The organism is Bradyrhizobium sp. IC3123, assembly GCF_020193625.1.
Classification (GTDB): Bacteria; Pseudomonadota; Alphaproteobacteria; order Rhizobiales; family Xanthobacteraceae; genus Bradyrhizobium; species Bradyrhizobium yuanmingense.
The window spans coordinates 155,335-181,939 of sequence record NZ_JADYVF010000001.1 but is presented as its reverse complement, the minus strand read 5'-3'; the positions used below and the strand labels follow the sequence as shown (position 1 = coordinate 181,939).

32 protein-coding genes are annotated in these 26,605 nt (G+C 65.3%); 9 read left to right on the top strand and 23 right to left on the bottom strand.

Features of this window, described 5'->3' with window-relative positions:
* Positions 1–2 precede the first annotated feature (2 nt).
* The 4 genes from I6F20_RS00965 to I6F20_RS00950 all read right to left on the bottom strand — a co-directional run bounded on the left by I6F20_RS00965 (position 3) and on the right by I6F20_RS00950 (position 3,598).
* Complete coding sequence (locus I6F20_RS00965) at positions 3–1,505, bottom strand: glycosyltransferase family 39 protein (RefSeq protein ID WP_225124782.1); 1,503 nt, start codon at positions 1,503–1,505, stop codon at positions 3–5.
* Positions 1,506–1,511: 6 nt separating this feature from the next.
* The gene (locus I6F20_RS00960; protein WP_225124781.1) at positions 1,512–2,639 is read right to left on the bottom strand and encodes a glycosyltransferase family 2 protein; all 1,128 of its coding nucleotides are present in this window, start codon (positions 2,637–2,639) and stop codon (positions 1,512–1,514) included.
* 242 nt (positions 2,640–2,881) lie between these two features.
* A complete protein-coding gene (locus I6F20_RS00955) occupies positions 2,882–3,082 on the bottom strand; it encodes a hypothetical protein (RefSeq protein ID WP_036027765.1) in 201 nt (66 codons plus the stop codon).
* Between the two features lie 135 nt (positions 3,083–3,217).
* Positions 3,218–3,598, bottom strand: a complete 381-nt coding sequence (locus I6F20_RS00950; RefSeq protein WP_225124780.1) for a hypothetical protein — start codon at positions 3,596–3,598, stop codon at positions 3,218–3,220.
* A 98-nt stretch (positions 3,599–3,696) separates the two neighbouring features.
* Here I6F20_RS00950 and I6F20_RS00945 point away from each other — a divergent pair, with 98 nt between their 5' ends.
* Both I6F20_RS00945 and I6F20_RS00940 read left to right on the top strand, forming a co-directional pair.
* Complete coding sequence (locus tag I6F20_RS00945) at positions 3,697–4,533, top strand: DUF72 domain-containing protein (RefSeq protein ID WP_225114390.1); 837 nt, start codon at positions 3,697–3,699, stop codon at positions 4,531–4,533.
* 7 nt (positions 4,534–4,540) lie between these two features.
* The gene (locus I6F20_RS00940; RefSeq protein WP_225124779.1) at positions 4,541–5,002 is read left to right on the top strand and encodes a DUF488 domain-containing protein; all 462 of its coding nucleotides are present in this window, start codon (positions 4,541–4,543) and stop codon (positions 5,000–5,002) included.
* Between the two features lie 136 nt (positions 5,003–5,138).
* On the opposite strand, the gene I6F20_RS00935 is transcribed toward I6F20_RS00940, so the two are convergent.
* The 6 genes from I6F20_RS00935 to I6F20_RS00910 form a co-directional block, all read right to left on the bottom strand.
* Complete coding sequence (locus tag I6F20_RS00935; protein WP_225124778.1) at positions 5,139–6,053, bottom strand: PhzF family protein; 915 nt, start codon at positions 6,051–6,053, stop codon at positions 5,139–5,141.
* A gap of 152 nt (positions 6,054–6,205) precedes the next feature.
* Positions 6,206–7,513: an adenylate/guanylate cyclase domain-containing protein gene (locus tag I6F20_RS00930; RefSeq protein WP_225124777.1), complete on the bottom strand. Its 1,308-nt coding sequence runs from the start codon at positions 7,511–7,513 to the stop codon at positions 6,206–6,208.
* Between the two features lie 29 nt (positions 7,514–7,542).
* A complete protein-coding gene (locus I6F20_RS00925) occupies positions 7,543–8,706 on the bottom strand; it encodes an ABC transporter permease (protein WP_036027772.1) in 1,164 nt (387 codons plus the stop codon).
* A complete protein-coding gene (locus tag I6F20_RS00920) occupies positions 8,703–9,635 on the bottom strand; it encodes an ABC transporter ATP-binding protein (RefSeq protein ID WP_036027774.1) in 933 nt (310 codons plus the stop codon). The genes I6F20_RS00925 and I6F20_RS00920 overlap by 4 nt, the downstream gene beginning before the upstream one ends.
* Positions 9,632–10,435 (bottom strand): HlyD family secretion protein, encoded by an 804-nt coding sequence (locus I6F20_RS00915; RefSeq protein WP_036027776.1) that lies wholly within the window; start codon positions 10,433–10,435, stop codon positions 9,632–9,634. The genes I6F20_RS00920 and I6F20_RS00915 overlap by 4 nt, the downstream gene beginning before the upstream one ends.
* On the bottom strand, positions 10,432–11,127 hold the full coding sequence (locus I6F20_RS00910; protein WP_225124775.1) for a TetR/AcrR family transcriptional regulator: 696 nt from the start codon (positions 11,125–11,127) through the stop codon (positions 10,432–10,434). The genes I6F20_RS00915 and I6F20_RS00910 overlap by 4 nt, the downstream gene beginning before the upstream one ends.
* 108 nt (positions 11,128–11,235) lie before the next feature.
* On the opposite strand from I6F20_RS00910, the gene I6F20_RS00905 reads away from it, so the two are divergent.
* Genes I6F20_RS00905 through I6F20_RS00895 form a run of 3 tightly spaced genes read left to right on the top strand, consistent with a single transcriptional unit; the run spans position 11,236 to position 12,458 of the window.
* Positions 11,236–11,571, top strand: a complete 336-nt coding sequence (locus I6F20_RS00905) for an ArsR/SmtB family transcription factor (protein WP_036012825.1) — start codon at positions 11,236–11,238, stop codon at positions 11,569–11,571.
* Positions 11,568–12,029 carry an SRPBCC family protein gene (locus I6F20_RS00900; protein WP_036027779.1) on the top strand — a complete coding sequence of 154 codons (462 nt, stop codon included), beginning with the start codon at positions 11,568–11,570 and terminating at the stop codon, positions 12,027–12,029. Before I6F20_RS00905 ends, I6F20_RS00900 begins: the two co-directional genes overlap by 4 nt.
* 15 nt (positions 12,030–12,044) lie before the next feature.
* Positions 12,045–12,458 carry a GFA family protein gene (locus I6F20_RS00895; RefSeq protein ID WP_036012827.1) on the top strand — a complete coding sequence of 138 codons (414 nt, stop codon included), beginning with the start codon at positions 12,045–12,047 and terminating at the stop codon, positions 12,456–12,458.
* A 67-nt stretch (positions 12,459–12,525) separates the two neighbouring features.
* Here I6F20_RS00895 and adhP read toward each other — a convergent pair whose 3' ends face one another.
* From adhP to I6F20_RS00840, 11 genes are all read right to left on the bottom strand, one after another.
* Positions 12,526–13,551, bottom strand: coding sequence for an alcohol dehydrogenase AdhP (gene adhP, locus I6F20_RS00890; protein WP_225124773.1), 1,026 nt, complete (start codon positions 13,549–13,551; stop codon positions 12,526–12,528).
* Between the two features lie 139 nt (positions 13,552–13,690).
* A complete protein-coding gene (locus I6F20_RS00885; protein WP_057029516.1) occupies positions 13,691–14,101 on the bottom strand; it encodes a PTH2-like family protein in 411 nt (136 codons plus the stop codon).
* A 65-nt stretch (positions 14,102–14,166) separates the two neighbouring features.
* Positions 14,167–14,556, bottom strand: coding sequence for a DUF4189 domain-containing protein (locus I6F20_RS00880; RefSeq protein ID WP_057029515.1), 390 nt, complete (start codon positions 14,554–14,556; stop codon positions 14,167–14,169).
* Positions 14,557–14,759: 203 nt separating this feature from the next.
* Positions 14,760–16,364: an NTP transferase domain-containing protein gene (locus tag I6F20_RS00875; protein WP_225124772.1), complete on the bottom strand. Its 1,605-nt coding sequence runs from the start codon at positions 16,362–16,364 to the stop codon at positions 14,760–14,762.
* On the bottom strand, positions 16,361–17,062 hold the full coding sequence (locus tag I6F20_RS00870; RefSeq protein ID WP_225124770.1) for an XdhC family protein: 702 nt from the start codon (positions 17,060–17,062) through the stop codon (positions 16,361–16,363). The genes I6F20_RS00875 and I6F20_RS00870 overlap by 4 nt, the downstream gene beginning before the upstream one ends.
* Positions 17,063–17,064: 2 nt before the next feature.
* The gene (locus I6F20_RS00865) at positions 17,065–17,388 is read right to left on the bottom strand and encodes an XdhC family protein (RefSeq protein WP_025037240.1); all 324 of its coding nucleotides are present in this window, start codon (positions 17,386–17,388) and stop codon (positions 17,065–17,067) included.
* 10 nt (positions 17,389–17,398) lie between these two features.
* Positions 17,399–18,601, bottom strand: coding sequence for a vWA domain-containing protein (locus tag I6F20_RS00860; protein ID WP_057029512.1), 1,203 nt, complete (start codon positions 18,599–18,601; stop codon positions 17,399–17,401).
* A gap of 130 nt (positions 18,602–18,731) precedes the next feature.
* Entirely contained in the window at positions 18,732–19,655 is a 924-nt protein-coding gene (locus I6F20_RS00855) for an AAA family ATPase (protein WP_036027789.1), read from the bottom strand.
* 62 nt (positions 19,656–19,717) lie between these two features.
* The gene (locus tag I6F20_RS00850) at positions 19,718–20,524 is read right to left on the bottom strand and encodes an FAD binding domain-containing protein (RefSeq protein WP_036012847.1); all 807 of its coding nucleotides are present in this window, start codon (positions 20,522–20,524) and stop codon (positions 19,718–19,720) included.
* Between the two features lie 27 nt (positions 20,525–20,551).
* On the bottom strand, positions 20,552–21,037 hold the full coding sequence (locus I6F20_RS00845) for a (2Fe-2S)-binding protein (RefSeq protein WP_014494194.1): 486 nt from the start codon (positions 21,035–21,037) through the stop codon (positions 20,552–20,554).
* A 149-nt stretch (positions 21,038–21,186) separates the two neighbouring features.
* Positions 21,187–21,633 carry an SRPBCC family protein gene (locus tag I6F20_RS00840; protein WP_036012850.1) on the bottom strand — a complete coding sequence of 149 codons (447 nt, stop codon included), beginning with the start codon at positions 21,631–21,633 and terminating at the stop codon, positions 21,187–21,189.
* Between the two features lie 172 nt (positions 21,634–21,805).
* Here I6F20_RS00840 and I6F20_RS00835 point away from each other — a divergent pair, with 172 nt between their 5' ends.
* The 3 genes from I6F20_RS00835 to I6F20_RS00825 all read left to right on the top strand — a co-directional run bounded on the left by I6F20_RS00835 (position 21,806) and on the right by I6F20_RS00825 (position 24,460).
* Positions 21,806–23,161, top strand: a complete 1,356-nt coding sequence (locus I6F20_RS00835) for a 3-carboxy-cis,cis-muconate cycloisomerase (protein ID WP_225124768.1) — start codon at positions 21,806–21,808, stop codon at positions 23,159–23,161.
* 15 nt (positions 23,162–23,176) lie between these two features.
* Entirely contained in the window at positions 23,177–23,959 is a 783-nt protein-coding gene (pcaD, locus tag I6F20_RS00830; RefSeq protein WP_225124767.1) for a 3-oxoadipate enol-lactonase, read from the top strand.
* Between the two features lie 108 nt (positions 23,960–24,067).
* Positions 24,068–24,460, top strand: a complete 393-nt coding sequence (locus I6F20_RS00825) for a carboxymuconolactone decarboxylase family protein (protein ID WP_024340834.1) — start codon at positions 24,068–24,070, stop codon at positions 24,458–24,460.
* Here I6F20_RS00825 and I6F20_RS00820 read toward each other — a convergent pair.
* Both I6F20_RS00820 and I6F20_RS00815 read right to left on the bottom strand, forming a co-directional pair.
* Complete coding sequence (locus I6F20_RS00820; RefSeq protein ID WP_225124765.1) at positions 24,422–24,961, bottom strand: hypothetical protein; 540 nt, start codon at positions 24,959–24,961, stop codon at positions 24,422–24,424. The genes I6F20_RS00825 and I6F20_RS00820 overlap by 39 nt on opposite strands.
* A gap of 301 nt (positions 24,962–25,262) precedes the next feature.
* On the bottom strand, positions 25,263–25,424 hold the full coding sequence (locus I6F20_RS00815; RefSeq protein WP_192893160.1) for a hypothetical protein: 162 nt from the start codon (positions 25,422–25,424) through the stop codon (positions 25,263–25,265).
* 263 nt (positions 25,425–25,687) lie between these two features.
* On the opposite strand from I6F20_RS00815, the gene I6F20_RS00810 reads away from it, so the two are divergent.
* Complete coding sequence (locus I6F20_RS00810) at positions 25,688–26,605, top strand: ABC transporter permease subunit (RefSeq protein ID WP_057029507.1); 918 nt, start codon at positions 25,688–25,690, stop codon at positions 26,603–26,605.

Below are 26,605 nucleotides of genomic sequence, written 5' to 3'. Positions count from 1 at the left end.
CGCTACCGCGCTTCCGGCGGCGGCGAGCGGTCCAGCACCTCGCCCTTGGCGCCTTCCAGCAGGTCGATGCCGTAGGTCTCGACCACGAGCGGCCCGCGCTTGCGCTGCAATTGCGCCACCTGCGTCACCTTTGCAAAGAGAGCATTGAGGGCAGGATGACCGTCGGCGCGCAGCTCGTCGACATAGAGCAGCTTGCCTGCGAGCAGCTTGGGATCGGGTTCGGCCATGTTGACCCAGCGGATGCGCTGGCTTTGCTGCGCGACGCAGGTGCCGCGCGGCAGATAGAATGCGAGCCAGCTCGTGGTGCCGTAATCCTGCGCCAGCACGCAGGTGGCGCCACTGCGCGCGCGCACCGCTTCGATTCCGGCCGCGAGCTCGCGCCAGCCGACACCGACACTGCGCACGGTGGCATCGCGGCGATATCCGGACAACCAGCCGGTATTGGCCTGCACGATCAAGGCGGCAAACATGACGATGCCCACAGGCGCGGCCCAGCGCAGGCAAACGTCGACGAGGCGCCGCTGACGCGGCTTCCATTGCGCAAGATTGGCCGCGGCGGCCGCGGCTATGACGAACGGCGGATACACCGGCGCGAACCAGTTGGCCTCGACGCGCGCATGCAGCGAATGCCAGACGAAATAGACGACGATGGTCCAGAACATCGTCTCGATCAGCACGCGCGAGGGCAGCGCGCCGACGCGCTGCCAGGTCAGCGCATGCAGGCCCATGGCGCCGAGGATGAAGACCAGCGGGGTTGCGAACGCGATCTGGGTCGGGATCAGCTCGGCGATGAAGACGGGGCGGAAGTCCTCGATCCTGGCGCGGCCGAGCTGCTTTGCGAACGAGACCCATTGATGGTCGGCGTTCCAGAGGATCACCGGCGAGAACAGTGCCAGCGCCACGAGGCCGCCGAGATAGGGCCAGGGCGAGAGGAACCAGCGCCGCAGCTTCGGCACGCAAGCGAGCCAGATCAGGATCGCGGCGCCAAAGAACATCGCGGTGTATTTCGACAATAGCGCCGCGCCGACGGCGGCGCCGACCGCGAGCCACCAGGCGCCGCGTCCGGTCTCCAGCACCTTGGCGAGAAAGAACAGCACGAAGCTGGAGGCGACCAGCAGCGGCGCATCGGGCGTGACGATCAGCGTGCCGACGGAAGCCAGCAGCGTCACGTTGAGCAGGATGGCGCTGGTCGCGGCCACACGCACCCCGCCGAACAGAATTGCGGCGGAGCGATAGACCGCATAGCTCATCGGCAGCGCGAGCAGAATCGAGACGAGGCGGACGCCGAGCTCGGTATCGCCCGCGATCATGGTGCCGGCGCGGATCACATAGGCGACCATGGGCGGGTGGTCGTAATAGCCCCCGGCGAGGCTCTTCGACCACATCCAGTAATAGGCTTCGTCGAACGTGATCGGCGTGAACGCGGCCGCGACCAGCCGGAACGCGACGAGTGCAAAAATCAGCAGCGCGGTGTTGCGGACGATCCGCGCGTCGGCCCCGCCCATCACGCGCTATTTCTTGCGCCAGACGAACAGTCCGGACATCGCGTAGTTCCACACCACGCCCATCAACGCGCCGGCCAGGCCGGCCAGCCACCAGATCGGCTCCTGGTCGTAGACCGAGAAGGCGACGCCGACATTGGCGAGCAGGCCGACGCTGCACACGATGTAGAAGGCGATCAGGCCGCGCAGCAGCGCAAAGCCCTTCAGCCGCTGGTCGCGATAGGTGAGGAAGTTGTTGAGGATGAAGTTGCTGGTCATGGCGACGATGGCGCCGGCGGCCTGCGCCTCCGGGAACGGCACGTTGAACAGGCGAAGCGCGATGAACAGCGTGGTCAGGTGCACCACGAGGCCGATGCCGCCGACCATCGCAAACAGGATGAAGCGCAGCGAGACGATGTCGTTGGTCAGCTTGGCGAAGACGAGGCCGAGGAAGTCGAGCGCGACCATGGAATCGAGCTTGCTCTCGCCGTGCTGGCGGGCGCCGAAGGTGTAGGGAATCTCGACCGCCCGCAAGCTGCCATGCGCGGTCGCGACGATGTCGAGCAGGATCTTGAAGCCGTGCACGGAGAGTTTTGGCGCGAGCTGCTCGAAGCGGTCGCGGCGGATCATGAAGAAGCCGCTCATGGGATCGGCAATCTCGACCCGCAGCATCTTCTTGGCGACCTCGGTCGCGAGCGCGCTGGCGCCGGCGCGCTGCCTGTTGAAGCCTTCGCTCTTGTAGCCCTCGATGTAGCGGCTGCCGACGACGAGGTCGGCCTGATCGCTCGCGAGCAAGAGCAGCATCTTGGGCAACTGCGTCTCGTCGTGCTGGAGGTCGGCATCGATCACGGCCACATAGGGCGCGCTGGAGGCAAGGATGCCCTCGATGCAGGCGCCCGACAGGCCGCGGCGGCCGATGCGGCGGACGCAGCGCACCCGGCTGTCGCGCTGGGCCAACTCGCGCACGACATCCCAGGTGCCGTCGGGCGAATTGTCATCGACGAACACGACTTCCCAGACGACGTTGGCGAGCGTCGCCTCGAGGCGCCGGTACAGCACGGTGACGTTGTCGCGCTCGTTGAAAGTTGGGACGATGACCGACAGTTCCGGCCCCTCGTGGGCTTGGTTGTCGATGCCCGGTCTGATCGCTTCGTTCATGACGGCAGCGTATATCCGCCGCATCCTGCGCTGCCAAGCCGGGGGTCTGGGGAAGGGCCGAAAAGGGGCCTAAAATGCCAACGACCCCGGAACGGCGGGCCGCGCGTACATCCGGCGCAAGCCTTAAGCTATTCCAAGGTCGTTCCAGCGACGGAGGTCTTTACGCTCAACGTCGCCGTTAGAAGCTAGATGGGAATGGCAAAAGCGTTCCGCAAGGGGGCGGAAATCCGATTTTCAGACCCCTATTGGTTGGGCACTTCCCGGATGACCGGCCCGCGCGGCGCGGGCGCGACCGGGGCTGCGGGTGCCGCCGCCGCCGGCTCGGCCTTCGCCGGCTTGGGCGGCTTGCCGTACTGGCCGATCGGCCCGAACACGACGGCAACCGCAAGGACGACCGCCGCGACGATCGCCCCCAGAATGCCACCCACCGACTCAGACGACATGCAAGTTCCAGCTCCAGACGGGCTCACTGATACCATGGATGAGCGCGCGACTGGAAGGCCCAGGGCGAATCGCGAATGGCGAGTGGCGAATGAGCATGGCCTGCCTTGTCGCCCTATTCGCGATTCGCCACTCCCCTACTTCTGGGGCGGCCGGTGCTTGACGAAGGCCATCACGATGTCCTTCTGCGCCGCCTCCACCGCTCTGTTCGCGGTGGCGAGATGAGCGCCGGCATCGATATCAGGATATTGCGTGGTGAGATAATCGAGCAGCGTGACCCGGTAATATTGCCGCTCCGACGGACAGGCTCCGGCAACCGAGCGGCCGAAATCCTGCTCCGACAGGCCCTGATTGGACTCGCGCGAATATTCCCGCGCGAGGCAATGCCAATAGTCGTCGCGGCCCTGCTGAGCGAGCTTCTGCGCGCCCTTCGTGACGTCGTCATCCGCCACGGCAGAACTTGTCATGGCAGCAGATGTCATCATGACGAGCGCGCCCCCCACCAGCAGCATCCGCATCTTGTTCTCCTTCTTCGCGGGCCCGTCGCGAGCTTAGACCGGACCGGCCAACTGGCCAATCACATCTGGTTTGATTAGGATGAGATCCCTCCCCGTCGATGCGAGATCCTCCCGTGGCCAAAGCAAAAACTGCGTCCAAAAAATCCGGCAACATCTTCATCGGTATCGGCGGCTGGACCTTCGAGCCCTGGCGCGGCGTGTTCTATCCGGAGAAGCTGGCGCAGGCGAAGGAGCTGTCCTATGCCGCCTCGAAGCTGACCTCGATCGAGATCAACGGCACCTATTACGGCTCGCAGAAGCCGGAGAGCTTTCGCAAATGGGCGAGCGAGGTGCCTGACGGTTTCGTGTTCTCGGTGAAGGGACCGCGCTTCGCGACCAACCGCCGCGTGCTCGCGGAGGCCGGCGATTCCATCAAGCGGTTCTACGATTCCGGCGTGCTGGAACTCGGCGATCATCTCGGGCCGGTGCTGTGGCAGTTTGCGCCGACGAAGAAGTTCGATGGCGCCGATTTCGGCAAGTTCCTGGAGCTGTTGCCGCGCAAGCTCGAGGGGCGCGCGCTGCGCCATGTCGTGGAAGTGCGCCATGACAGCTTCTGCACGCCGGACTTCGTGGCGCTGATCCGCGAGTTCGAGACGCCCGTGGTTTTCGCCGAGCACGGCAAATATCCCGCCATCGCAGATGTCGCCGGCGATTTCGTCTACGCGCGGCTGCAGAAGGGCAATGACGAGATCAAGACCTGCTATCCGCCAAAGCAGCTCGACGCCTGGGCCGAGCGCTTCCAGGACTGGGCTTCGGGCGGTGAACCCGACGATCTCCCGAAGGTTGACAAGGCCAAGCCGAAGAAGGAGCCGCGCGACGTGTTCGCTTACGTCATCCACGAGGGCAAGGTGCGCGCACCGCACGGCGCCATGGAACTGATCGCACGGGTGAGTTGAGGGTCCCATGGCAAAGGCGAAGAAGCTCTTCACCATCGGCTATGAGCAGACACCGCCGAAGGCCGTGCTGGACGAGCTGGAACAGGCCGGCGTCAAGCTCGTGGTCGACGTGCGCGCGGTGACGTCGTCGCGTCGGCCGGGCTTTTCCAAGAAGCAGCTTGCGGCGGGCCTCGACGAGCGCGGCATCGGCTATGTCCATCTCGCCGCGCTCGGCACGCCGAAGGAAGGCCGCCTCGCCGCCCGCAGCGGTCAATACGACGTGCTGGAGAAGATCTTCTCCAAGCACCTGAAGACGCCGCAGGCGAGGGAAGAGATGGACGAGCTTTCTGCGCTGGTGAAAACGGCCGGCCCGGTGTGCCTGCTCTGCTACGAGCGCGACCACACCCACTGCCACCGCCAGATGATCGCGGAGATCATCGAGGAGCGCGATGGGGTTGCGGTGAAGAATTTGGCTGGGCGGCAGGTGTAGTTGTCGCCGTCATTCCGGGGCGCGCCTCTTGGCGCGAACTATGGTGCGCAATTGCGCACCTGAGAATCCATTCCTCCACCAACACTGCGGCTAGATGGATTCCGGGTTCGCGCTACGCGCGCCCCGGAATGACAAGTTACCCCTCCCCCGCCAGCCGGAACGTCCCCTTCATCATCTGCACGCAAGCGCCGCCGACGTGAGCGGATACAATTTTGCCGTCCTGCTTGCGTACGCGGGTCGAGAGGATGCTTGGACGACCCATGTCAAAACCCTGGCCGAGTGTGAGCTTGAGCTCACAATCGCGCGCGGGATCGAGATCGGCGAACAGCGCGGCGGCGGCAACCGTGGCGCTGCCGGTGGCGGGATCCTCGACGAGGCCGCTGGCACCGCGCATGAACATGCGCGCCTGTCGCTCGCAAGGCGCCTCCGCCGCCGGCACATCGCGCGTATAGAACCACACCGCGCGGGCACCATCGCGCGGCAAGACCTTGCCAAAGGCCGCAGCATCGGGCCGGGCCCGCTTCAGCGCCTCGCGCGAATGCAGCTCCATCACCAGAAACGCGTTTCCGACGGTGACAATCTGCGGCTCGTGATTGTCGGTCTTGATGTCGTCGGCAACGAGCGAGATGCAGCTCGCGGCTTCCGCTGTTGACAGCGTTGAGAGCCGCTGCAGCGGCTGCGGCGCGGTGAGCTCGGTTCTGATCACCCTGCCCTGCTCTCGCACGATCTCGACCGGGACCAACCCGGCCTTCTCCTCGAACAGCAGGCGTGGCTTCGGCTCCTTCGCCATCGAGGCCAGCACGAAGGCGGTGCCGACATTGGGATGGCCCGCAAAGGCGATCTCCTGCACCGGCGTGAAGATGCGCACCTCGGCGTCGTTGGCCCTGTCGCGCGGCGGCAGCACGAAAGTGGTCTCGGAATAATTGAACTCGGTCGCGATCGCCTGCATCTGCTGCGTCGTCAGCCCGCCGGCATCGAGCACCACAGCGAGCTGGTTGCCGCCGAAGGTGCGGTCGGTGAACACGTCGACGGTGATGTAGCGGCGCTGCATCGTCACTTCCGCATGCAAGTCGCGGCCGCGACCGGCCGCATCGCGCAGCACTCTACAAGCCGAAAACATCGCTCGTCATGCCCCAAAATCGAGTGCAATCGGAGCAATCGCTTGGATGAAAGTGAACTGCGCGCGCCGATGTGTGATGCACATTACCCCAGCTGAAACACCGGTACTTTCTGCTCGTAGCCGCGCACCTCGACCTCGCCGAGCGCGACGGCATCGCTGCCGTCGGCTCCCAGCGCCTCGCGCACGGACGCCGAGATCAAGAGCTGCGAGCCGAAATCCTTGTTCAGCGCCTCGAGTCGCGAGGCGAAGTTCACGGTATCGCCGATGACCGTGTATTCCTTGCGCCGGGGCGAGCCGATATTGCCGGCGACGACCTCGCCGAAATGGATGCCAATGCCGATCCGCAGCGGCCAGCTGCTCTCTGCGTTGATGCGGTCCATTGCCCGGAGCATCTCGCGGCCGGCGGCGACCGCGCGGTGCGCGGCATCGGATGCTTCCAGCGGCGCGCCGAACAGCGCGAGGAAACCGTCACCGAGAAACTTGTTCACAATGCCGCCCTGGCGGTCGAGAATGTCGACCAGGACGGCGAAGGCGCTGTCGAGCCGGTCGACCACCTCCTGCGGACTGCGCGACTGCGCACCGGCCGTGAAGCCGCGGAAATCGACGAACATCACCGCGACGCGGCGGACGTCGCCGCTAGCGCCCGTTCCCGCCGTCATCAGCCGCTCCACCACCTGCGGCGAGACGTGCTGGCCGAACAGATTGGTGACCCTGTCGCGCGCGGTGGCGGCCGCGATGCTCGCGGCGAACTGCCGGCGCAATTGCGCGCCGACGGCGCCGGCGAGCACGCCGCAGATCAGGATGATGGTGCTGCGGACCGCGTGAAAATAGAGCTGGGGCTCGCCGACGCTGCTCGAGGGATCGTAGACCAGTGCGACCACGAACAGCTCGGCAGCAGCGACGAAGCCGGTGAAGGTCGAGAGCCAGAAATCGAGCCGCAGCGTCGAGAGGATGACGAAAATGAAATACATCAGCGGCACGGCAAAGCCGAGGGCCTGGGTCGCGCCCATGGTCCGGATCTGCAGGATGAGGATCACGGTTGGCAGCGACGTCTCGATCAGCGTGCCGATATAGCGCCTGGCCACCGGCACGTCGCGATCGAGGCGGAGGTTCTTCCTGATCTGGGTGTGGACCCAGACCTCGAACAAAATGAACCCGACGAGCAGGCCGTAGACTTCGGCGAACCCTTCGGTGCCGCGCCAGACCCGGTTCACCACGGCGGGGTCGATCAGATAGATCGCGGTGAGGAACAGCGTCATGACGCAGCCGGTCGCGATCAGCGCCCGGACCCGCAACAGCTCGGTGCGCAGCACCTCCCGCGTCAGCTCGCGCTCGAAGTCCTCCGACAAGACGGCATGCTGCCGCGTCTTCCTGCTCGCAAACTTGGCCATTCCGCCCCTCGATTCCGGGGTATTGTGCCTCAATCCAGCGTGCGGCGGAAGCGCGTCACCGCGACGGTCATGGCGAGCAGCATCAGGGCCGCCAGAGCCAGCGTATCGAAGCGCAAATTCTCCATGGTCGCGCCCTTCAGCATGATGGCGCGGACGATCCGCAAATAATGGGTCAGCGGCAGGCATTCGCCGAGATATTGCGCCCAGGCCGGCATGCCTGCGAACGGGAACATGAAGCCGGAGAGCAGAATGCTCGGCAGGAAGAACATCATCGACATCTGCATGGCCTGGAGCTGGTTCTGAACCAGCGTCGAGATGGTGTAGCCGACCGCCAGATTGGTGGTGATGAACAGCGTCGACAGCAGCGCCAGCAGGACGAGATTGCCGAGCACGGGCACGCCGAACAGGCCGACACCGATGCTGATGATCAGGAAGGCCTGGACGAAGCCGACCAGCACGTAGGGCACGATCTTGCCGAACATCACCTCGATCGGCTTGATCGGCATCGACAACAGGCTCTCCATGGTGCCGCGTTCGACCTCGCGCGTGACCGAGAGCGCGGTGAAGATCAGCATGGTCATGGTGAGGATGGTGCCGACGAGGCCTGGCACGATATTGAGGCTGGAATTCGCGGCCGGATTGTAGCGGGCGTGGGCGCGGATCTCGAACGGCATCTCCGGGGGCTCGCCGATATAGAGATCGTGCGCGAGCGCGGTCTGCACGATCATGCCGAGCGAGCCGAGCGCAGCGCTTGCGGCGACCGGATCGGTGGCGTCGGCCGCGACCAGCAGCGCCGGCCTGTCGCCGCGCCGCACCGCCCGCTCGAAGCCGCGCGGGATCTCGACCCCGAACAGCACCTTGCCGGACTTCAGGAGGTTGTCGAAATCGTCGACGTCGTGAACCTCGTAGAGGAAGCGGAAATATTTGGTGTTCTCCAGCGCCTTCAGCACCGAGCGGGCGAGATCGGAATCCTCCTGGAGCAGCACCGCGCTCGGCAGATGACGCGGCGTGGTGTTGATGGCATAGCCGAACAGCATCAGCTGCATCACCGGCAGCATCACGATCATCGCGAACGAGACGCGGTCGCGCCTCAGCTGGATGAACTCCTTGACCAGCATAGCGTAGGAACGCCGCAGGAAGCCGAAGCGCTCGCGGATTTCGCGCCGTGGTTCGGGATGTTCTACCGCGCTCATTGGAAATTGTCCTTGGAGCGTCCCATCAGCTCGATGAACACGTCTTCGAGCGAGGGCTTGGACTTCTGCCAGTGCAGGCCGCCTCTCTCGCGCCAGGGCGCGATGCTGGCTTCGAGCGCCGGGACGTCGCGGCCGGAAACATGCAGCGAAGTGCCGAACGGCGCCACCATGTCGATCCCGGGCTTGCCCGTGAGCGCCGCGCCAAGCTCGTTCAGGTCGTCGCCCGTGACGGTATAGGTCGTCAGCGCGGATTTCGCGATGACCTCCTCCACCGTGCCGTGCGCCAGCAGATAGCCGTAGGCGATGTAGGCGATCTCGTGGCAGCGCTCGGCCTCGTCCATGTAATGGGTCGAGACCAGCACCGTGAGGCCCTCGGCGGCCAGCGCATGGATCTCGTTCCAGAAATCGCGCCGCGCCTTGGGATCGACGCCGGCGGTCGGCTCGTCCAGCAGCAACAATTGTGGATTGGGCAGCGTGCAGGCCCCGAGCGCCAGCCGCTGCTTCCAGCCGCCCGAGAGCTCGCCGGCGAGCTGCTCCTCCCGCCCCGAGAGCCCGAGCCGCTTGATCATGTCGCGCGCGGCGCCGCGCGCGTCAGCGAGGCCATAGAGCCGCGCCACGAATTCGAGGTTCTCACGCACCGAGAGGTCCTGGTACAGGCTGAAGCGCTGGGTCATGTAGCCGACCTGGCGCTTGATCTTCTCGGCATCGCGGCGGATGTCATAGCCGAGACAGGTGCCCTCGCCGCTGTCGGGCGTCAGCAGGCCGCAGAGGATGCGGATGGTGGTGGTCTTGCCCGAGCCGTTGGGACCGAGGAAGCCGTAGATCGAGCCGCGCTTCACCTGCATCGACAGATCGTGCACGACCTCGCGGCCGCCGAATGACTTGGTCAGGCCCTTGACGTCGATTGCGATGCCGTTGCCGTTGCTCATCGCTTGTCCGCCACCGGTGTCTTGGTCTCAGGAGTTTTGGGATTGAGGTGGATATCGATCGGCTGTCCGACGCGCAAGGCATCGGGCCGCGAGGGTCGCGCCTGGATCAGATAGACCAGCTTGTTGCGCTCTTCGAGGCTGTAGATGACGGGCGGCGTGTATTCGGCCGAGGTCGCGATGAAGTAGATCTTCGCGGTGAGGTCGGCGGCGCAATTGTCACAGGAGACACGCACCGTGTCGCCGATCGCGAGCTTCGGCAGCTCGGTCTCCGGCACGAAGAAGCGCAGCTTCATGTTGCCGGGCGGCATGATCGAGAGCACCGGCCGCTGCGCCGCCACCATCTCGCCTTCGCGGAAATAGATCTGCTGGATGGTGCCGGCGACCGGCGCAAAGCCCTTGCGCCGCGCCATCCGCGTCTCCGAGGTCGCCACCCGCGCCTCCGCGACGCGCAAGGCGGACACGGCGGAATCGAGATTGGCCTGCGTGCCCGAACCGGTCTTGTTCAGCGAGGCCGCACGGTCATAGGTCTGCTGCGCATTCGCAAGCGTCGCCTTCTGCTGGTTGAGGTCGGCAAGCTGGAGATCGTCATCGACGGAATAGAGGTGATCGCCGACCTTGACCTCGTCGCCTTCGCGGACATTGAGCTTGGTGACGCGCCCGGCTTCGTCCGGACTGACGAAGATCATGTCGGCCTCGACCCAGCCCTGGAAGCCGGGATCGCGCTTCTCCTTGCACCCCGCAAGCCCAGTTGCGAGCACAAGGACCAATGCCAAGAAAGAAATCACTTGCGACGACCTCATGTCGTCCTCCGTTCGCCAAAAATCAAATCGAGATGAACGCGCAGCATCTCCTGCGCGTCGAGCGGCGCATGCCGCGCAAACAGGCTCTGCCAGATCACGGCGATCATCGCGGGCGCGACCAGGATCTGTGGATAGTGCGCGAGGTCCTTCTGCCGGATCTCGCCGCGGGCGATGCCGAGCTCGATCAGCGCGCGCATGGCAGTGATCCCGCGCGAGACCACCTCGCGGTAGTAGAAGTCGGCGACGGACGGAAAGCGCGGCCCCTCCGCCACGATCAGACGCACCAGATCGCCCCGTCTCGTGCCGATCACCTCCTTCAGGAAGTTGCCGGCGAACGTCTCGATGAGGTCGCGCACCGAGCCTGCCGGCGGCGGCAGCGTGGTAAGCCGTGCGACCACGGGAACGATGACGATGCGCACCAGCTCCTCGAACATCGATTCCTTGTCCTTGAAGTGCAGGTAGATCGTGCCCTTGGCGACGCCGGCGCGCTTGGCGATGTCGTCGAGCCTGGTGGCGGCAAAGCCGCGCGCGATGAACTCCTCCATCGCCGCCTCCACGATCGCCGCACGCCGCTCCGCCGCACGCGAGGCGCGGTTCGAGGCAGGCGCTGCATCGGGGCCAGCAGTCCCAGGGTCGTTCGCTCCGGTGGGAGCGGCGGAGGGCAAGGCGGCTTTGGTCGGCTTCTTCGTCATTCGATATATATGACTGACTGGTCAGTCATAGTCAAGAGCGCGCGGGGGCGGCGACTGTCCAGACGAATTAGTGTTGACTAATGCATTAGTATCCGCTAATTTGATGACATGATCGAAGCCACCCCAAACCCCGTCACCACCGTGATGCGCGCCCTTGCCGATCCGACCCGCCGCGCCGTGTTCGAGCGTGTGTTCGAGAGCAAAGAGATCAGCGTCGCCGAGCTGACGCGCGGCAGCGGCGTCACGCAAGGAGCCGTCTCGCAACACCTGAAATCGTTGAAGCAAGCGGGCCTCGTCGCCGAGCGCGCCGAGGGCCGCAACGTCTATTACCGCGCCGCGCCGCAGGGACTCGAGCCGCTGGTCACCTGGATGGACCATTACGGCGTCTTCTGGCGCGAGCGTTTCCGGAACCTGCGTGACCTCTTGAAGGAGATCGACCCGTGAGTGCTGCCGCGTTGAAAGCCGACACAAGAGACATCGTCATCGACGAGGTCTTCCCTCACACAGCCCAGACGATCTGGAAGGCGCTGACCAGCGGACAGCTGATCGGGCGCTGGCTGATGCAGCCGACCGGCTTCGAAGCCGTCGAAGGCAAGGCCTTCACCTTCCAGACCACCCCGGGGGGCAACTGGGACGGCGTGATCCATTGCCGGGTTCTGGAGGTCGTGGCTTTCAGCCGCCTCGTCTACGCCTGGAAAGGCGGCGACGAGCGCAACACCGGCTATGGCGCCCCGCTCGACACCGTCGTGACCTGGTCCCTCACCCCGGTCGAAGCCGGCACGCGGATCCGCCTCGTGCATGCGGGCTTCGTCCTGCCCAGGAACGAGTCGGCCTACACGGTGATGAGCGGCGGCTGGAAGAAGGTCGTTCGCAAGCTCGACGAGATCAGCGGCGAAGGTTGAGTGGGAGATATTGCGGTGGAGAAGCCCTATACCGGCGGCTGCGCCTGCGGCGCGATCCGCTATTCGATTGAAGGGGAGCCCCTCTTCAGCAATCACTGCCAATGCCGCGACTGCCAGCGGGAAAGCGGCAGCGGCCATGGCTCGTACGCGACCTTCGCGCGCGCCGGCGTCACGCTGACGGGCGATGCCAGGCACTGGGACATGGTCGCCGACAACGGCAAGGTGAAGACCCGCGGCTTCTGCACACAATGCGGCGTAGCTGTCTACATGACCTTCGCGGCGCAGCCTGACGTGTTCACGATCCGGGCGGCAAGCCTCGACGAGCCCGCCCGCTACAGGCCGCAGGCGGTGACCTTCGCCGCGCGCGGTCATGAGTGGGATCCTCTCGACCCTGGCCTGGTGAAGTTCGACGGCATGCCGCCAGGGTAAAGCGCCAGATTCTTGTTTTGACGCGTTTTCTTAACGCGAACCGGTGTCCACTTCGCTCGAAAACGCTTTAGCCAAAATCCAGCACCATGCGACCGTCGATCTTGCCGGCCCTCATCCGGTCGAAGACGTCGTTGATCGCTGCGAGCGGCACCTTGGTCACCTCGGCCTTGACCTTGCCGTCGGCGGCGAACGCGATGGCTTCGTCGAGGTCACGCCTCGTGCCGACGATGGAGCCGCGCACGGTGATGCGCTTGAGCGCGACGTCGAAGATCGGTGTCGGGAATTCGCCCGGCGGCAGGCCGACGAGGCTGACAGTGCCCTTGCGACGCACCATCTTGAGCGCCTGAGCGAATGCAGCAGTCGACACCGCCGTCACCAGCACGCCATGCGCGCCTCCCCCACTCGCCGTCAGCACCTTCTCCACTGCACCATCCGCCAGCGCGTTGACCGCGAGATCGGCACCGGTTTCACGCGCCAGCTCCAACTTGTCCTCGGCGATATCAACCGCGGCGACCTTCAGCCCCATCGCCTTGGCGTATTGGATCGCGACATGGCCGAGCCCGCCGATTCCGGAGATCACGACCCACTCGCCGGGCTTGGCCTCGGTTTCCTTCAATCCCTTGTAGGTGGTGACCCCAGCGCAGAGGATCGGCGCGATGGCCGCGAAATCGATCGTCGCCGGCAGCTTGGCGGCGAACGCGGCCGAAGCGATGACATATTCGGCAAAGCCGCCGTTGACGCTGTAGCCGGTGTTGTGCTGGTGCTCGCACAGCGTCTCCCAGCCGGTCTCGCAATATTCGCACGACATGCAGGCGTCGTGCAGCCAGGCGACGCCGACGGCATCGCCGACTTTCAGATTCTTCACGCCGGGCCCGAGCGCGGCGACGATGCCGGCGGCTTCATGGCCGGGGATGAAGGGCGGCACCGGCTTCACCGGCCAGTCGCCGGAGGTGGCGTGCAGATCGGTGTGACAGACGCCGCAGGCCTTGACCTTGACCAGAACCTCGCCCGGACCGGGCTGCGGCACCGGCACGTCCTCGATCACCAGCGGTTTGCCGAATTGCTTGACGATTGCGGCTTTCATGGTCGGCATCGGTCTGCTCCTTGTGCTTTGTGAAGCAGAATAGCGACGCCGCCCGGCGCACCCTTGACGAGAGTCAAAAAGCACAATGTTTGCGCAAGGGCGGGTCCATCATGACACCCCGATGACGCCGCGCGATGCTCTCGATCTGTCAGCTATGGAACTTGAGACCGTCGACGATCTTGTCGATCACCTTCCGCTCGGCGCGCATCGCAATGCCGACGAGATTGAGGTCGCTACGCGCAACCGCCCTCACCGCCTCGCGGTTGGCGGCATCATGTGTCGTCTTGAACATGTCTTCGGTATAGACCGCCGCCTTGACGTTGCGGGCGAGCGCGCGGTCCAGCGCGCGCGACAGCGCCGGACCGTCGGCGCCATAGATCAGGATCGGTTGGCCGATCAGTGCATGATACTTCGTGCCCGAGGCGTCCTCATAGGCTTCGCCGATGCATTCCGGAAAGGCCGCGGCGATGCCGCTGGTGAGGAAGGAGGCTACGTTCAGCTTCTGCCAGGCCTGAAGATCGGTACGGATCACGACCGCGATCTTGGTGTCGAACTGCATGTATGCCTTCCACTGTCATTCCCTGGCGATGCTACGCAACGCCCGATCACGACAGCAAGAGAAAATCACCCCTTGGCGTCACAGGCCCAGGCGCGGATCACGCATTCCTTGCCGCCGTATTTGTAGCATTCGCGCGTAGCGGCGTTGAGCGAGGCGGAAATATTCGGCTTGACGGCATAGCCGTAGGCGCCGCAGGGATTGGTCATATCGACCGACATCGCAGCGCAGGCGCGCTTCATCGTCATGGTGGTGCAATCGCCCTTGCACTGCTTCTGCGCGGCGGCGCGGGCCTCGTCCTCGTGGCCATAATCATAGGCCTGGCCATAAGCGCCGCACTTGCCGACCGCGAAAGCGCCGGCGGCCTGGGCTTCTGTCATATGGCGCGCGCCGGATGCAAAAACGGACAGCGCAAGGAAAAACATCGCGCAACGGCGCGCGACGACGTTCGAAGCCATGGAAAAACCCCTCCCCCCAAGGCAGGTGGCGGCAACTCTAAGCGGCGGTCGTTTCCAGATGGTGAACGGGTGGTTGAAATCGGCAGGCTTGGAGGATGCCGTAGTCCCGTAGGGCGGATTAGCGAAGCGTAATCCGCCTCTTTTGTTTCCGCGGAGAAACACAGCGGCGGATTACGCCTTCGGCTAATCCGCCCTACGCATCTTCAGCCCCGCCGTGCCGCCTCCAGCGCCTGCGGCGTGTCGATGTCGAGGAAGGCGCTCTCGCCGTCGACGGGCACCTCGGCGACGGCTTCAGTGTGCTTGGCGATCAGATGCCGCGCGCCGACGTCGCCGTCGAGCGTCATCAGCTCCTTGAAGAAGCGGCGCGACCACAGCACGGGGTTGCCGCGGCGGCCCTCGCTGACGGGAACGACGATGAGATTGCCGCGGTCGGGCGCGAAACTGTCGATCAGCCTGTCGATCAGGCCGGCGTCGATCAGCGGCATGTCGCCGAGACACACGACGGCGCCATCGCAGGTCTCGGGAACGGCGACGATGCCGGCCTTCACCGAACTGGCGATGCCGCCGGCGAAGTCCGGATTGCGGACGAATGTCACCTTCAGGCCTTGTAGCGCCTGCTCGACGAGCTCGGCCTGATGGCCGGTGACGACGATCACCTCGGATGCCCTAGAGGCCAGCGCCTGCTCGGTCGCGAGGCGCACCAGCTTCTTGCCGTCGAGCTCGGCGAGCAGCTTGTTCGGCCCGCCCATCCGGGTCGAGCGTCCCGCCGCGAGCACGATGGCCGCGACCTGGCGGTTGCCCTCGGTCTCCGGCTTGGCGCGCGGCTGCGGCCGCGTCACGATCTCCATCAAGAGGCCGCCGACGCCCATGCCCATCAGCTCGGAGCGGGTCACCTTGATGCCGGCGAGAAGCCGCATTAAGACCCAGTCAAAACCGTTCTCGACCGGCGAGCGCGCGCAGCCCGGCGCGCCCAGCACCGGCACCTCGCCGGCGCGGGCGATCAGCAGGAGATTTCCGGGGTCGACCGGCATGCCGAAATGCTCGATCTCGCCGCCGATTCCGGTGACGGCCGCCGGAATCACGTCGCGGCGGTCAGCGATCGCGGATGCACCGAACACGATCACGAGCTCGGCGCCGAGGCCGAGCAATTCCTTGATCGCGGCCGACAGCGCCTGCTCCTCGTGCGGGACCCGGCGCTCGGCGATGATGCTGGCGCCGGCTGGCGCCAGCCGTTCGGCAGTGACGCGCAGCGTCTTGTCGATCACCTTGGTGGACAGGCCCGGCAGCAGCGTCGAGACCACGCCGACGCGCTTGATCACGTAAGGCGCGACCTTCAGCACGTCCTTGCCCGCCGCCTTCACCGCGGCATCGCGCAAACTCGCCTCGACGCCGAACGGGATGATCTTGACGGTTCCGACCATCTCGCCCTCGACTACCGGCTTGTAGGCGGCGAGCGTGGCAAAGGTGATGGCTTCGTCGATGTTGTTGATGCGGTCGACCGCGGCGCGATCGATCACCAGCACGCCCGCTCGCGCGGCGAACAGATTGGCACGGCCGGTGAAAGCGCGCTCGACATGGATGCCCTCGCCGCCGATGGCGAGCGCGATGCTGGCGGCGGCAACGTCCTCGGAGACGTCGCCCGCCTCCATGCGCACCACGACGATGTCCTTGATGCCGGCGCGCTCCAGCGCCTCGACCTCGGCAGGTCCGATCGTCGTGCCCTTCTTCAGCACCAGCGATCCCTGGCGCAGGGTGTGGACGGTCACCCCGCCAATCGCATCCCTGGGTCTCGCCGGGCCGAACTTCATGCCGCTTCTTCTTTTTCCTTGGGAGGCAGCCGAAGCACGGCCGTGATCTCGGCCATGATCGCCACCGCGATCTCGGACGGCGAGACCGCGCCGATCGCTAGCCCAATGGGCGCGTGGATGCGCGCGATGTCGCTTTCCTTGGCGCCTTGCGCCCGCAACCGGTCGCCACGCTTGGCATGCGTCTTTCGCGAGCCGAGCGCGCCGATATAGAAGCAGTTGCGCTCGAAGGCGTGCAGCAGCGCGGGGTCGTCGATCTTGGGATCGTGCGTCACCGCCACGAACGCGGTGTAGGCATCGACATTAAGCGGCGGCAGCGCAGTATCAGGCCATTCGGCGATCAACGGAATGTCGGGAAAGCGCTCGGGGCTCGCAAAGGCCGTGCGCGGATCGACCACGGTGACGTCATAGCCGAGCGAGCGCGCCAGCGGCGCGAGCGCCTGGCTGATATGGACCGCGCCGATGATGACGAGCTTTGCCGTCGGGGCGTAGACGTTGAGAAACAGCTTCTTGCCGCCGGCCTCGACACTGGTGCTCTTGCCCATGCGAAGCTGCTTCTCCAGCTCGGCGCGCAGCGGATCCCCGGCGAAATCCTTCGCCTTCACCAGCCGCTGCTCGCCGCTCTCGGTGTCCGTCACCAGGATGACCGGCCGGCGCGCGGCGCGTTCGGCATTGAGTTCGTGCAGGATGTCGAGCTTCACGGCTAACCGACCTTCTCGACGAAGACGCGGATGGTGCCGCCGCAGGACAGCCCAACGTTCCAGGCGGTCTCGTCGGCGACGCCGAACTCCAGCATCTTCGGCTTGCCGCTCTGGATCACATCCATGGCCTCCGTAACCACCGCGCCCTCGACGCAGCCGCCGGAGACGGACCCCAAGAACGTGCCTTCGTCGTTGATAACGAGGCTCGAGCCCGCCGGGCGCGGCGCCGAGCCCCAGGTTTCCACCACTGTCGCCAGTGCGACGCCACGGCCGGCCTTCTGCCAGTCCTCCGCCGCCTTCAGGATGTCCTCGTCGCGATCGAGCATGGCTGGCCTCTCAAGCTGCGGAGCGGATCAGGCTGCGGTGATGCGGCGGCAGCGGCTGGGAGAGCGTCGTGATCAGCTCCTGGATCGAACTCAAATTATGTACCGGGCGGAATTCGTCAACGTGGGGGAGCATCATTTTGATGCCCTGCGCCTTGGCCTCGAAGCCGCCAAACCGCAGCAGCGGGTTCAGCCAGATCAGCCGCCGGCAGGACCGGTGCAGCCGGTCCATCTCGAAGGCGAGCTTGGAATCGGCCTCCCGCTCCAGCCCGTCGGAGATCAGGAGCACGATGGCGCCCTGGCTCAGCACCCGGCGCGCCCACAATTTGTTGAAGTTGTGCAGCGAGGCCGAGATGCGGGTGCCGCCGGCCCAATCCTCGACCGAGGCCGAGCAGCTCGCCAGCGCCTCGTCGGGATCGCGCTGGCGCAGCGCACGGGTGACATTCGTCAAGCGGGTGCCGAACAGGAACACCGAAACGCGCTTTCGAGCATCCGTGATCGCATGCAGGAAGTGCAGGAACAGACGGGTGTATTCGCTCATCGAGCCCGAGATGTCGAGCAGCGCCACGATCGGCGCCGGCTTCTCGATGCGCCCGAGGCGATGGATGTCGATGATGTCGCCGCCGGTGCGCAAGGAGGCGCGCAGCGTGCGGCGGAGGTCGAGGCGCAGGCCGCGCGCATCGGGCCGGCGCCGGCGCGTCAAGAGCTCGGCCTGCGGCAACCTCATCCGCTCGATGGCACGGAGCGCCTCGGCGATCTCCGCCGCGCTCATCTGCGCAAAATCCTTCTTCTGCAGGATCTCCTTGTCGGAGACCGACAGGCGCAGATCCTGCTCCTGGTGCTGCGGCGTCTCGGTCATGCGAGGCTGCGCCATCGCCTCCTGGACGCGGCGGGCGCCGGCCTGGGGCTTCTTCTTGGCCTCGTCCGGCAGCGGCACCGAATCCAGCATGTGCTTCCATTCTTCCGAGGCGCGGAAGAACAGGTTGAAAGCCTGCTTGAAGATCAGCGCATGCTCATGGCGCTTGACGAAGATCGCCTCCAGCGTGGTGAAGACGTCGGATCGGCTGCCGATGTCGATCACCTGCAGCGCGCTCATGGCATCGATGACAGCGCCCGGCCCGACCGGCAGGCCGGCCGCACGCAGCGCGCGGGCGAAGCCGACGATGTTGTCGGCGAACTGCTCGGTCTTTTCGGGGGCAAGGTGGTTGATGGCCATTGGTTCAGCACCCTCGGTCGTCATTCCGGGGCGATGCGCAGCATCGAGCCCGAAATCCATTCATCCACCAACTCTGCGGCCCGATGGATTCCGGGTTCGCGCTAACGCGCGCCCCGGAATGACGTGAAGATCAATTCTCGCTCGTCGCGTCCTTCAGCACCTTCTGCAGCGTGTCGCCCTGCATCCGGGTGATGTCGTCCTGGTACTTGAGCAGCGCGCCCAGCGTGTCGCCGACCACTTGCGGGGTCAGCGAGCGGGCATCGAGCTCCGACAGCGCCGTGGCCCAGTCGATGGTCTCGGCAACGCCCGGCGACTTGTAGAAGTCCTGGTTGCGCAGCGCCTGCACGAAGCGGACGACCTGCTGCGACAGCTTGGCGGAGATGCCGGGCACGCGCGTCTTGACGATCGCAAGCTCGCGCTCGGCGGCCGGATAATCGACCCAGTGATAGAGGCAGCGCCGTTTCAGCGCGTCGTGTATCTCGCGGGTGCGGTTGGAGGTGATGATGACGATCGGCGGGTGCGGCGCCTTCACGGTGCCGAATTCGGGGATGGTCACCTGGAAGTCACTGAGGATCTCGAGCAGGTAGGCTTCGAACGCCTCGTCGGCACGGTCGAGCTCGTCGATCAGCAGCACCGGCGGACCGGCGACATCAGGCTCCAGCGCCTGGAGCAGCGGCCGCTTGATCATGTAGCGGTCGGCGAAGATATCGCTCGAAAGCTGATCGCGATCAGTGTCGCCCGCGGCTTCCGCCATCCGGATCGCGATCATCTGCGACGCGCTGTTCCACTCATACACCGCGGAGGAAACGTCGAGGCCTTCATAGCACTGCAGGCGGATCAGCTTCCGCCCCAGCGCCGCCGAGAGCACCTTAGCGATCTCGGTCTTGCCGACACCGGCCTCACCTTCCAGGAACAGCGGTCGGCCCATACGCAGCGACAGATACGTCACCGTCGCCAGCGAGCGCTCAGCGAGATAGCCGCGCGACGTCAGGAGTTCGAGCATCGCATCGACCGATGCCGGCAAAGCACCGGAAGAAGTAGCCGCTGAAGTCATGAAAAAGCCAGTCTCGCTACGCCCTCACCGGGGACAGGTCTGGACCGAGGAATGAGGTCAGCTCATTCCTTGGCATTGGCGGCATCGACGGCGCGCCGCGTCAGCACGCCGATGAGATGCGCGCGGTATTCGGCGCTGCCGTGGATGTCGCTGTTGAGGCCTTCGGCCGGTACCGCGATGCCCTCCAGCGCCTTCGAGGCGAAGCGCTTCTTCAAGGCTTCCTCGAATGCGGTGACGCGGAACACGCCTTCGGAGCCCGCACCGGTGACGGCAACGCGCACGTCCGAAGGACGCCGCGCCACGAACACCCCGACAAGCGCATAGCGCGAGGCCTGGTTGCGGAACTTGACATAGGCGGCCTTCTTCGGCAGCGGGAACATCACCTTGGTGATGATCTCATCCGCTTCGAGCGCGGTCGTGAACAGGCCCTGGAAGAACTCTTCCGCCTTGAGGCGGCGCTTGTTGGTGACGATGGTGGCCCCGAGCGCGAGCACCGCGGCCGGATAATCGGCAGTCGGATCGTTGTTGGCGAGCGAGCCGCCGATCGTGCCCTTGTGACGCACGGCGGGATCGCCAATGCCGCCGGCAAGGTTCGCCAGCGCCGGAATGGCTTCACCGACGATGGCGGAGGTCGCGACCTCGGCATGCTTGGCGGTGGCGCCGATCACGAGCGAGCGGCCCTTCATCTCGATCGCATTGAGCCCCTCGATGTGGGAGAGGTCGACCAGATGCGGGGGACTGGCGAGGCGCTGCTTCATGACGGGAATCAGCGTGTGGCCGCCGGCGATCACCTTGGCGTCCTCGTTCTTCACCAGGAGGTTGGCCGCCTGGCGAACGGTCCCAGGGCGATGATATTTGAATTCGTACATCTGTATGTCCTGATCGCGGGAGGCGCGTTACGCGAGGTCGGATTTGGCCATCGCCTTCGCGCCGGCGGAGATCGAGGCGACGATGTTCTGGTAGCCCGTGCAGCGGCAGAGATTGCCTTCGAGCTCCTCGCGAATGGTGTGGTCGTCGAGCTCGTGGCCCTTGCGGTGCACGATGTCGATCGCGGTCATGATCATGCCGGGCGTGCAGAAGCCGCACTGCAGGCCATGGTGCTCGCGGAAGGCCTCCTGCATCGGATGCAGCGGCGCGCCGTCCGCAGCCAGCCCCTCGATCGTCTTGACCTCGTGGCCATCGGCCATCACCGCAAGCGTTGTGCAGGACTTCACGGCCTTGCCGTCGAGATGCACGACGCAGGCGCCGCACTGCGAGGTGTCGCAGCCGACATGGGTGCCGGTCAGCCGCAGATTCTCGCGCAGGAATTGCACCAGGAGCGTGCGGGGATCGACATTGGCGGTGACTGGATTGCCGTTCACGATGAGGGAGATTTTTGCCATAAGCACTCTCTGTCAGCACCCCGACGGGTCCCGTCGAAGCGGTTCTTATAATTATTCCAACCCATCATATGGGCCATTATGCCCCGGGGCAACATCGCCCCGGGCGCAAGGCGCCATGCCGAAGGCGCTACCCTAAAGGTATTGGACCTTCAGCCCTGTACGGCCTTGGCGAAGTTCGCGAAAAACTCATCGGCAAGCTTCTTGGCGGCGCCGTTGATGAGGCGCTGGCCGAGCTGCGCCAACTTGCCGCCGATCTGCGCCTCGACGTCGTAGGAGAGCAGCGTGCCGCCGTCCTTCTCGGCGAGCTTGACGGCCGCGCCGCCCTTGGCGAATCCGGCCACCCCGCCCTCGCCCTCACCGGAGATCTTGTAGCCGTTCGGCGGATCGAGATCGGACAGCGTGACCTTGCCCTTGAAGCGCGCCGACACCGGGCCGACCTTCATCTTCGCCGTCGCGCGGAAGCCGCCGTCGTCGGTCTTCTCCAGCTCCTCGCAGCCGGGGATGCAGGCCTTCAGCACCTCGGGATCGTTGAGCTTGGCCCACACGGCCTCGCGCGGCGCTGCAAGCTGGACTTCGCCGTTCATCGTCATGGCCATGAGGGTGCCTCCCGGATCGCGTAACTATAGTGCTGATCAAGTAACGCAGCGGCGCGGCAAAGAAAAGGCCGGCGCCCGGTCACGTGCAATGCATATTCGCAACTGCAAAATGACGTGTGCGGGCGGTGGGGGATTGGCACGGCCGGGCCATGATGATTAGGTCGCGCGCAACATGAGCACATCCCTCTCCCCCCTGCTCGCACCGATGCTGTCGAGCGCCGCCATGCGCGTGGTCTGCGACGATCGGTCGACCTTGCAGAACATGCTCGATTTCGAGGCAGCCTTGGCACGGGCCGAGGCGGCCAGTGCGGTGATTCCCGCATCCGCCGTCGGACCGATCGAGGCGGCGTGCAAGGCCGATGGCTTCGACATGGCCGCACTGGCCGAGGCCGCGACGCGATCGGGCAATCTCGCGATTCCCCTGGTCAAGATGCTAACCGCCAATGTTGGCAAGAATGACGCGGAGGCCGCGCGCTACGTGCATTGGGGCGCGACCAGCCAGGACGTCATCGACACCGCGACCATGCTGATGCTGCGCGCCGGCATCGCGGCGCTGGATGCCGACCTCAGCCGTGCCATCAAGGGCTTTGCCGCGATGGCGCGCAGCCATCGCAACACCGCGATGGTGGCGCGGACCTGGCTCCAGCATGCGCTGCCGATGCCGTTCGGGCTGAAGGCCGCCGAATACGCCTCGAGCCTTGCCCGCGCCCGCTGCCGCCTGCGGCGGCTCTCCCGCGAGGGCCTCGCGCTGCAATTCGGCGGCGCCGCCGGCACGCTCGCTGCGCTCGGCGATAACGGGCTCGCGGTGGCCGAACGGCTGGCGCAGGAGCTCGACCTGCCGCTGCCCGAGGCGCCCTGGCATACCCATCGCGACCGCATCGCCGAGGCCGCATCCTGCTTTGCCATTCTCGCCGGCAGCTGCGGCAAGATCGCGCGCGACGTCTCGCTGCTGATGCAGACCGACGTCGCCGAAGCGTTCGAGCCCGCCGGCGAAGGCCGCGGCGGCTCCTCGACCATGCCGCACAAGCGCAACCCGGTCGCCGCCGCGAGCGCGCTGGGCGCTGCCACCATGGCCCCGCAGCTCGCCGCGACGATCTTCGCCGCCCAGGTGCAGGACCACGAACGCAGTGCCGGTCCCTGGCACGCGGAATGGCCGACGCTGCCGCAATTGATGCTGGTCACATCAGGCGCGTTGGCGGCCGTCGTCGACATCGCCGAGGGTCTCGAGGTCGATGCGGCGCGCATGCGCAGCAATCTCGATGCGACGCATGGCTTGATCATGGCCGAGGCCGTCACCTTCGCGCTCGCCGAAGCCATCGGCAAGAGCAACGCGCATCATCTCGTCGAGGCCGCGAGCAAGCGTGCCGTCGCCGAGAAGAAGCATCTGCGCGAGGTGCTGTCGGCCGATTCGCAAGTCATCGCGCACCTTTCGCCGGAAAAAATTGCGGCATTGTTCGAGCCGATGGCCTATCAAGGGGCGTCACAGGCGCTGATCGACCGGCTGCTCGACAACCTCGATCAAGATTAAGAACGGAGACGCCGCATGCCCATGATCGATGCCGACGGATGCCTGCTCAACGTCTCCGTCGAGGGCCGCGACGGCGGGCCGACCTTGATGCTGTCGAACTCGCTCGGCTGCACGCTGCAGATGTGGGAGCCGCAGATGAAGGCGCTGACGCAGGTGTTCCGCGTCATCCGCTACGATCGCCGCGGCCACGGCAAGTCGAACGTCCCGCCTGGCCCCTACACGATGGAGCGGTTCGGCCGCGACGTGCTCGCGATCCTCGACGATCTCAACATCGAGAAGGTGCATTGGTGCGGCCTGTCGATGGGCGGCATGGTCGGGCAATGGCTCGGCGCCAATGCGCCCGAACGGTTCGGCAAGCTGATCCTCGCCAACACGTCCTGCTACTATCCCGATCCAACAAACTGGCACAACCGCATCAAGGCGGTGAAGGAGGGCGGCATCGCCGCCGTCGCCGATGCCGTGATCGCGGGCTGGCTGACGCAGGATTTCCGCGAGCGCGAGCCTGCGATCACCGCGAAGATGAAGTCGATGCTGCTCGCCTCGCCTGTCGAGGGCTATCTCGCCTGTTGCGAGGCGCTGTCGACGCTCGACCAGCGCGCGCTGCTGCCGAAAATCAAGAGCCCGACGCTGGTGATCGCCGGCCGCCACGACGTGGCGACGCCGATCTCGGCGGCCGAATTGATCCGCTCCAGCATTCCCGGCGCCAGCATGACGATCATCGACGCCGCGCACATTTCGAACGTCGAGCAGCCGCATGCGTTCACGGATGCGGTGGTGGGGTTCCTGACGCAGCGCTAGCAACAACCGTCATTGCGCGGAGCGTAGCGACGAAGCATCCAGTCCGTCTCCGCGGACACATGTCTGGATTGCTTCGCTGCGCTCGCAATGACGAAAGAGGAGGATGGAATGGACGACCAGAAGCGCCGCGATGCCGGCATGAATGTGCGCCGCAAGGTGCTGGGCAATGCCTGGGTCGACAAGTCGATCGCGAACCGCAATGCCTTCAACACCGACTTCCAGGACCTGATCACCCGCTACGCCTGGGGCGAGATCTGGACGCGGCCGCATTTCGACGAGCGCACGCGGCGGGTGCTGGTGATCGGCACCATGGTCGCGCTGGGGCAATGGGACGAATTCCGCCTGCACGTGCGTGCGGCACTGGCCGAGGGCGGCTTCACGCCCGACGACATCAAGGAGATCCTGCTGCAGCAGGCGATCTATTGCGGCGTGCCGGCGGCGAACCACGCCGTCAAGGAAGCCTCAGCGATTGTGCAGGAGCTCGGCCTGCTCAAGACCTAGAGGCCGAAGATTTGGCGGCGCGGCGACCTCGGCCGCCTTCGACGCTGCCTCCGGCTTCTCGATCACGAGCACGACGGCGGCACCGAGCAGCATCAGGAGCTCGGTGGCGTGGAGCCGAAGCGCGGCCATCTCGCCGACCTTCGAGGCCATCACCATGCTGGCAAAGGAGATCAGGCTGCCGATCGCGAGCGCAATACCGAGCGCCTCGTCGCTTCCGCCGCCCTTGCGGGTGCGGGGAATGCAGAGCAGCACGAGGTAGATCGCAAAGAACGCCACCACGGTCAGCCTTCCGAGCGCCAGCAGCCAGGCGGCACGCACCGTGTCCATGCCCGCCATCTGCAGATGGTCGCTCAGGTACAGCGCCACCGCGACGCTCGGCCGCTCGTAGAGGCCGCGCACGGGCGCGACGATGATGCTGAAGGCTATGAGGCTCCAGACGGGAATGAAATAGGCCGCCAGCAGCGCGCCGTTGACCGAGCCGATCCGCCAATTCCTGAACATGCCGCTTCCCGCCTGATTTGCCGAGCCTTCGATGGAAGGCGGCGGCCATGCCGGAGCTAACTCGCATCAGACTGTGGCGGCAATTTAAACCCTTTGTTTACCTTAACTGCCCGCCCGCTTTCGTCATTTCGGGGCGGCTCGCAGGAGCCGAACTATGGTGCGCAATTGCGCATCTGAGAATCTCGAGATTCCGGGCCTGCTGCTGACGCACCATCCCGGAATGACGGGCAAACGATTGCCCCAAGAAAAAAGGCCCCGCCTTCCGGCGGGGCCTCTCCTCACTCCTGGGCTCCCAAACTCGCTATTCCTGGTCGCGCTGGCCGCCCTGCTGCTGGCCCGGGCGATCGCCCTGGCGCGGGTCCTGCTGCTGCTGTCCGGGTTTCTGGCCACCACCCTGCTGCGGATTGCGCTGGCCGGGATTCTGATTCTGCTGACCCGGATTCTGGTTCTGCTGCTTCGTCATTCGGGGAAACTCCCTTGTTGGACGTCAGAGGGGAGACAACGGCCGGCATCCACTTTGGTTGCCTCGGGAACCGGGTTCCTCGCAGGACCTCAGGGAACCCGGCGCCGAAATGATCTCTGTACAAGCCTTAAGGTGGAGACCGGGCCAGTTGCAGCCGCCAGTTCCCTCCTGTTACAAAACCCAAACGCTCAAGGGCTGCCGGGGCCCAAGAACTCTCTGCAAGAGCTCCCTTTGAGCCGCGTCAAGTTTGGGTACGGCAGCTTATGGATTATTTCGCCCAGCAGCTCATCAACGGCCTCGTGCTCGGCTCGATCTACGGCCTGATCGCGATCGGCTACACGATGGTCTACGGCATCGTCGGCATGATCAACTTCGCCCATGGCGACGTCTTCATGATCGGCGGCTTCATCGCCCTCATCACCTTCCTGATCCTGATCTCGCTCGGCCTCACGGCCATTCCCCTGATCCTGCTCGTGGTGCTGCTGGTCTCGATGGCGATCACCGCGCTCTATGGCTGGACCATCGAGCGCATCGCCTACCGGCCGCTGCGCCATTCCTTCCGCCTGGCCCCGATGCTGTCGGCCATCGGCATGTCTTTCGTGCTGACGAATTATTCGCAAGTGGCGCAAGGCGCCCGGGTCAAGCCGATCCCGCCGGTCATCACCGGCGGCTATACGCTGCATGAAAGCGCGGACGGCTTCGTCATCCAGCTTTCCAACATCCAGATCATCGTCGTCATCACCACCATCGTGCTGCTGGCGATCTTCACCTGGCTGGTGTCGAACACCCGGCTCGGGCGCGACATGCGCGCCTGCGAGCAGGATCAGACCATGGCAGCGCTGCTCGGCGTCAACGTCGACCGCACCATCTCCATGACCTTCGTGATCGGCGCGGCGCTCGCCGCCGTTGCGGGTCTGATGTACCTGCTCTATTACGGCCTGGTCGACTTCTTCATGGGCTTCGTCGCCGGGATCAAGGCCTTCACCGCCGCGGTGCTCGGCGGCATCGGCTCGCTGCCCGGCGCCATGCTCGGCGGCCTTGCGATCGGCCTGATCGAGACGTTCTGGTCGGCCTATTTCTCGGTCGAGTACAAGGACGTTGCGGCGTTCTCGATCCTGATCGTCGTGCTGATCTTCATGCCGACCGGCCTGCTCGGCCGTCCCGAAGTCGAAAAAGTCTGA